At 72.7% G+C, this 5,084-nt stretch carries 7 protein-coding genes; 5 read left to right on the top strand and 2 right to left on the bottom strand.

The genetic code is table 11. From position 1 onward, the window contains the following. Nucleotides 1–966 (bottom strand): anthranilate phosphoribosyltransferase (gene trpD, locus MXD58_RS19545; RefSeq protein WP_250609694.1); only part of this gene is annotated, 966 nt, incomplete at its 3' end. 5 nt (nucleotides 967–971) lie between these two features. Beyond that, entirely contained in the window at nucleotides 972–1,400 is a 429-nt protein-coding gene (locus MXD58_RS19550) for a response regulator transcription factor (RefSeq protein ID WP_248837214.1), read from the bottom strand. Between the two features lie 204 nt (nucleotides 1,401–1,604). On the opposite strand from MXD58_RS19550, the gene MXD58_RS19555 reads away from it, so the two are divergent. From MXD58_RS19555 to ctaE, 5 genes are all read left to right on the top strand, one after another. Then, nucleotides 1,605–2,084, top strand: coding sequence for a Fur family transcriptional regulator (locus MXD58_RS19555; RefSeq protein WP_248837215.1), 480 nt, complete (start codon nucleotides 1,605–1,607; stop codon nucleotides 2,082–2,084). Further along, a complete protein-coding gene (locus MXD58_RS19560; protein ID WP_248837216.1) occupies nucleotides 2,071–2,511 on the top strand; it encodes a rubrerythrin family protein in 441 nt (146 codons plus the stop codon). Before MXD58_RS19555 ends, MXD58_RS19560 begins: the two co-directional genes overlap by 14 nt. Nucleotides 2,512–2,691: 180 nt before the next feature. Further along, nucleotides 2,692–3,288, top strand: a complete 597-nt coding sequence (locus tag MXD58_RS19565; RefSeq protein WP_248837217.1) for a DUF3501 family protein — start codon at nucleotides 2,692–2,694, stop codon at nucleotides 3,286–3,288. A 111-nt stretch (nucleotides 3,289–3,399) separates the two neighbouring features. Further along, nucleotides 3,400–3,951, top strand: a complete 552-nt coding sequence (locus tag MXD58_RS19570) for an SseB family protein (protein WP_248837218.1) — start codon at nucleotides 3,400–3,402, stop codon at nucleotides 3,949–3,951. Nucleotides 3,952–4,324: 373 nt separating this feature from the next. After that, nucleotides 4,325–4,963 carry an aa3-type cytochrome oxidase subunit III gene (ctaE, locus tag MXD58_RS19575; RefSeq protein ID WP_248837219.1) on the top strand — a complete coding sequence of 213 codons (639 nt, stop codon included), beginning with the start codon at nucleotides 4,325–4,327 and terminating at the stop codon, nucleotides 4,961–4,963. The last annotated feature ends 121 nt before the right edge of the window (nucleotides 4,964–5,084 follow it).

The raw sequence follows: 5,084 nt of genomic DNA on the forward strand, positions 1-5,084 counted from the left end.
GGCCAGCACGGCGCGGGCCACCGCGGCGTTGTGCGGGGCATCGGCGCCGCGCAGGGCCGCGACGTCCGGGACGTGGATGCCGACGTCGCGCGGGTCGAACCGGTCCCGCCTCGGCGCCGCGGCGCCCCCGGAGACCGGGTGTTCCGCCGGGGGGCGCGGGGTGCCCGCGGGATCGCCGGCGACGACCCAGACGGTGGACGTCGTCACGGGGGAGAGCTCGTCGAGGCCGTCGTCGCCGCGGAAGACCAGCGCGCGGGTGCCGCGGTCGGCCAGCACCTGGGCGACGATCGGCGCGAGGCGCGGGTCGGCGACGCCGATGGCCTGGGCGCCGGGGTTCGCCGGATTCGTCAGCGGGCCGAGGATGTTGAACGCCGTCGGCACGCCGATCTCGGCGCGCGGCGCCCCCAGGTGCCGGTACGCCGGGTGGAAGACCCGGGCGAAGCAGAAGGAGATGCCCGCGCGGTCCAGGGTCGCCGCGACCCCGCCGGGCGGCAGGTCGACGACGACTCCGAGCTCGGCGAGCAGGTCGGCGGAGCCGCAGGACGACGACGCGGCGCGGTTGCCGTGCTTGATCACGGGCACGCCAGCGCCCGCGACGACGAGCGCCGCCATCGTGGAGATGTTGACCGTGTTGGAACGGTCGCCGCCGGTCCCGCAGGTGTCCACGGCGCGGGCCCGCAGCTCGTCGGAGACCTGCAGCGGCGCGGCGTGGACGAGCATGCCCTCGATCAGCCCGCCGATCTCGGCGGCCGTCTCACCCTTGGCCCGCAGCGCCACCGCGAACCCGGCGATCTGCGCGCCGGTGGCCGCGCCGGCCATGATCTCGTTCATGGCCCACGCCGTGCGCGCGTGGTCCAGCGTCTCGCCGGCCAGCAGCGCCCCGATCAGGCCCGGCCAGCTCGGCGGGGTCGCGGTGGGCGCCGGTGTGCGCGCGGCTGCGGTCGGCACGGTCGCCTCCACGGTCATCGGCGTCAACCGGCGAGCTGGGCGCCGGTGACCGGACGGCGCGCGAGCGCCCCGCCGGCGCGGGCCCGCAGCAGGGTCACGACCGCCTCGGTGAGCCGCGCCGGGTCGATCGGGTGGGTGAGGACCGCGTCGGCCTGCGACCAGGTCGCCAGCCAGCGGTCGTCCGCGCGGGCGACGAGCAGAACGGTCGGCGGGCAGTCGGCGACCTCGTTCTTCAGCTGTCGGCACAGGCCCATGCCGCCGGTGGGGACGGCCTCCGCGTCGAACACGCACACGTCGGCCTCGTGGTGGTCGACGATGTTGATCGCTTCGGCGGCGTTCGCGGCCTCGACGAACTCCAGCGGGCCGAGGTCCTCGGCGGGCCGCCGGCCGATGGCGGACAGGACGCGCGCGCGCACGTCCGGACGGTCGGCGTAGACGAGGACGGTCTTCATGGCGTCCACCTTCATGACGGGGTGCCCGGCGCGATCCGTCCCGAAGATTACCCGGTCGGGCCCGCACGCGATCCGCGCGCGCCGGGTTCGACGCGCCCCGGGCGTCGGCGCGCAGCGGTCGGCGGGGCCGGCGGCGCCCCGTTTGCGGTTGGTGGGGTGGGTGCGTGATACTGAGAGTCGTTCTCAACTCGACGGGCGTGATCCATGACCGACCAGACCGATCTCCGGCTGACCCCGCAGCGTATGGCCGTGCTCGACGTGCTGCGGGACGCCCACGACCATCCCACGGCGGCGGAGGTGTACGAGCGGGTGCGCCGCGTCTCGCCGCGGATCGGCAGCGCTACGGTGTATCGCACCCTCGCGCTGCTGGTCTCGACCGGTCGCGCGTTGGAACTCAGTCTGGGCGACGGCGCGGCGGCGCGGTACGACGCCAACACCAGCCGCCACGATCACGCGGTCTGCGACGGCTGCGGCTGCGCGGTCGACCTTGATCACCCTGTCCCGGACGGAATCGTGGCGGAGATCGCGCGCCGCTCGGGCTTCGCCATCACCGGCTACGACCTGCAGTTCCGGGGTATCTGCCCGGAGTGTCAGGCGCGCGGCTCCGATCCGGCCCCTGTCGCGGGCGGGACCGGCTCATCAGTGCACATCCATTCCGAAGGAGCGCTTCATGCCGAAGCTTGACGGCACCAAGACCCACGAGAACCTCAAGGAGGCGTTCGCCGGGGAGAGCCAGGCGAACCGGCGTTACCTCTACTTCGCGCGCCGGGCCGACATCGAGGGCCTCACCGACGCCTCGTCGCTGTTCCGGGACACCGCGGAGGGCGAGACCGGCCACGCGTTCGGTCACCTGGACTTCCTCGCCGAGGTCGGCGACCCGGCGACCGGCGAGCCGCTCGGCAGCACCGCGAAGAACCTGGCCAGCGCGGTGGCCGGCGAGACCTACGAGTTCACCGCCATGTACCCCGGCTTCGCGAAGACCGCCCGCGAGGAGGGCTTCGAGGAGATCGCGGACTGGTTCTCCACCCTGGCCCGCGCGGAGAAGACCCACGCCGGTCGGTTCAAGAAGGCCCTCGACGCCCTGACCGCCGAGGAGACCGCCGACGCCTGATCGGCCCGCACCACCCGCACCACCCGCACCACCCGCATGACCTCCGGCGATCGGCTCCCGGCGCCCCGGCGCCAGGGACCGGTCGCCGGTCTGTTCCACGCCCGTGCGTGGCCCTGGCCCGCTGGTATACCCACCATCGCCCTGTCACCTGAAGACGACAGCCCCCTCCGGAGGCCTCTGATGGCGCTGACCGTCGCCGACATCACCACTGATCACCGGGCGTACGCGCAGCGTCGACCCGACCTGCGCCGGCAGATGATCCCGGTCCGTGCCGAGCGCAGGGTCCGGGTCGGTGACCTCGTCGTCGCGGAGTTCGAGAACGAACAGACCCTGCGCTATCAGGTGCAGGAGATGGTCTACACCGAGCGCCTGACGGCCTCCGCGGAGGTCGCGCACGAGATCGAGGCCTATTCCCGGCTGCTGCCCGACAGCCACGTCCTCACCGCGACGATCTTCATCGAGCTCGCGGAGCTGGAGACGGTGCGCGACGAGCTCAGCCGCCTCGCCGGCCTGCAGCACAGCCTGTTCCTGGAGATCGGCGGGCGTCGCGTCCCGGGAGTGGAGATCCCCGGCCTCGATGAGGACCCCGACGTGCCCAGCGAGACGGTGTCGGTGCACATGGTTCGCTTCACGCTCGGTGAGGAGCTGCGTGACGCCTTCCGCGACCCGGCGGTCCCGGCCGAGCTCGTGATCGACCATCGCGAGTACAGCGACGGCACGCCGCTGGTCGGGGCGACCCGCCGGGCGCTGATCGCGGACCTCGCCCTGCGCTCCTGACGCGGGCGGATTCGTCGGGACCGGTCCGTTCGGGAGTGCCCCGGCCCGGGTAGGCGATGGGCCTACGGCACGACACGTCAGCACGCTCGTCCACGTCAAGGGAGTTCACCCATGACCGATGACCAGCTACGTCCCGACCTCGCGTCCGCCGACTCCGCCGCCGTGCCCACCCCTGGCGCCCCGCGGCCCGGCGCAGCGCGCCCTGGTGGCCCGTCCTTCGGCGACCCGCAGGCCGCGATGGACGTCGAATCGCCGGCGGTACCGGGCCGGGCGACCGAGCAGGGCAACGCCGCCCGGGCCGCGTTGCGCCGCCTCGCCGACGGGGAGGACGAGCGCACCGCGCTCAGCGACCTCGCGGTCGCCGATGTCCTGCTGCCCGACCTCGGCAGCGAGATCGACGAGCTGACCACGACGGACAGCGACGTCCTGCAGCTGCCCGTCGCCGAACGCCAGGACGGCACCCAGTTCGTCCCGACCTTCACCTCCGAGACCCGCCTCGCGGCGGCCCTGCCGGAGGTGGATCGTTACCGCACCGTCCAGATCGCGACGCTGGGGCGGATCTGGCCGTCCGACGACCTGCTGCTCGCGGTGGATCCCGGCTCCGAGGCCGGCATCGCGCTGCCCGCGGACGGGCTGCGCGCCCTCGCGGCGCTGTCCGGCTGACCTGGTCCTTCCGGCCCCCGGCCGCCGCGGAAGCGGCGACCGGGGGCTTTGCCGCGGCGTGCGCGCCCGGTGACGCGCCCGGGTCGGGCCGGTCGGGCCGTGCCAACCGGCCCCGCCCCGCCGTGCCGGCAGACCCGGCCCCTGCGGTGGACGTGACGCGGGTGAGGCACGCAACATCTGGCCGGCGGTCGCCGATCGGTGGGCTTTTTTCCACTGCCCGTGCGGGCGGCCCGGGACCTGCGGTTTTGGCTGTGCCGCAGCGGTTTGTGCGGGATGTACCGGGGCCTGTGCGGCGCTGTGGGCGCGTCATCGACGAGTCGTAGTCCTACCGAACGTCGAACCTACGGTGGCGCCTGCCGCGTCGCGTGCCAGAATGACCGACGTGGCCTCAGCCCCCGTCCTCGAGAAGGCTCCACCTCCACACCCGACGGCCAACCGTCCCTCGATGGTCTCGGTCGGCACGGTCGTGTGGTTGTCGTCGGAGCTGATGTTCTTCGCGTCCCTGTTCGCGATGTACTTCACGATCCGTTCGGTCAACAGCGGCAACTGGCCGCCTGTGACCGGCGATCCCGCCGGTTCCGAACACGGCCCCGTGGAGCTGCACGTCGGGTACGCGCTGTTCTTCACCGTGATCCTGGTGCTGTCCAGCGTCACCTGTCAGCTCGGGGTGTTCGCCGCGGAACGCGGCGACGTGTTCGGGTTGCGACGCTGGTACCTGATCTCGTTGATCATGGGTGCGATCTTCGTCGGCGGTCAGGCGAACGAGTACTTCGGCGAGAACAAGTTCACGATGGCGTCGCATGCCTACGGGTCGGTCTACTACCTGACGACCGGTTTCCACGGGCTGCACGTCATCGGCGGGCTCGTTGCCTTCGTCATGGTGCTGGGCCGGTCGACGTTCGGGCGCTTCACGCCGGAGAAGGCGACATCGGCGATCGTCGTGTCGTACTACTGGCACTTCGTCGACGTCGTCTGGATCGCCCTGTTCGCGACCATCTACCTCCTCCAGTGAGCGACATGACTGAAACCTCGGGCACATCGCCGGACACACCGCCGGACCCAGCACCGCGCGCGGTCAGCACGTCCGCCTCGGCCGACACGCCGGCCGCGGCCGACCCGCCCGCCGCCGGAGC

This window comes from Frankia sp. AgKG'84/4 (assembly GCF_023242965.2).
Taxonomy (GTDB): Bacteria; Actinomycetota; Actinomycetes; order Frankiales; family Frankiaceae; genus Frankia.

Coding starts and splice junctions, on each gene's coding strand:
- MXD58_RS19550 (WP_248837214.1), bottom strand. CDS start 1,400: ATGAAGACCGTCCTCGTCTACGCCGACCGTCCGGACGTGCGCGCGCGC.
- MXD58_RS19555 (WP_248837215.1), top strand. CDS start 1,605: ATGACCGACCAGACCGATCTCCGGCTGACCCCGCAGCGTATGGCCGTG.
- MXD58_RS19560 (WP_248837216.1), top strand. CDS start 2,071: ATGCCGAAGCTTGACGGCACCAAGACCCACGAGAACCTCAAGGAGGCG.
- MXD58_RS19565 (WP_248837217.1), top strand. CDS start 2,692: ATGGCGCTGACCGTCGCCGACATCACCACTGATCACCGGGCGTACGCG.
- MXD58_RS19570 (WP_248837218.1), top strand. CDS start 3,400: ATGACCGATGACCAGCTACGTCCCGACCTCGCGTCCGCCGACTCCGCC.
- ctaE (WP_248837219.1), top strand. CDS start 4,325: ATGACCGACGTGGCCTCAGCCCCCGTCCTCGAGAAGGCTCCACCTCCA.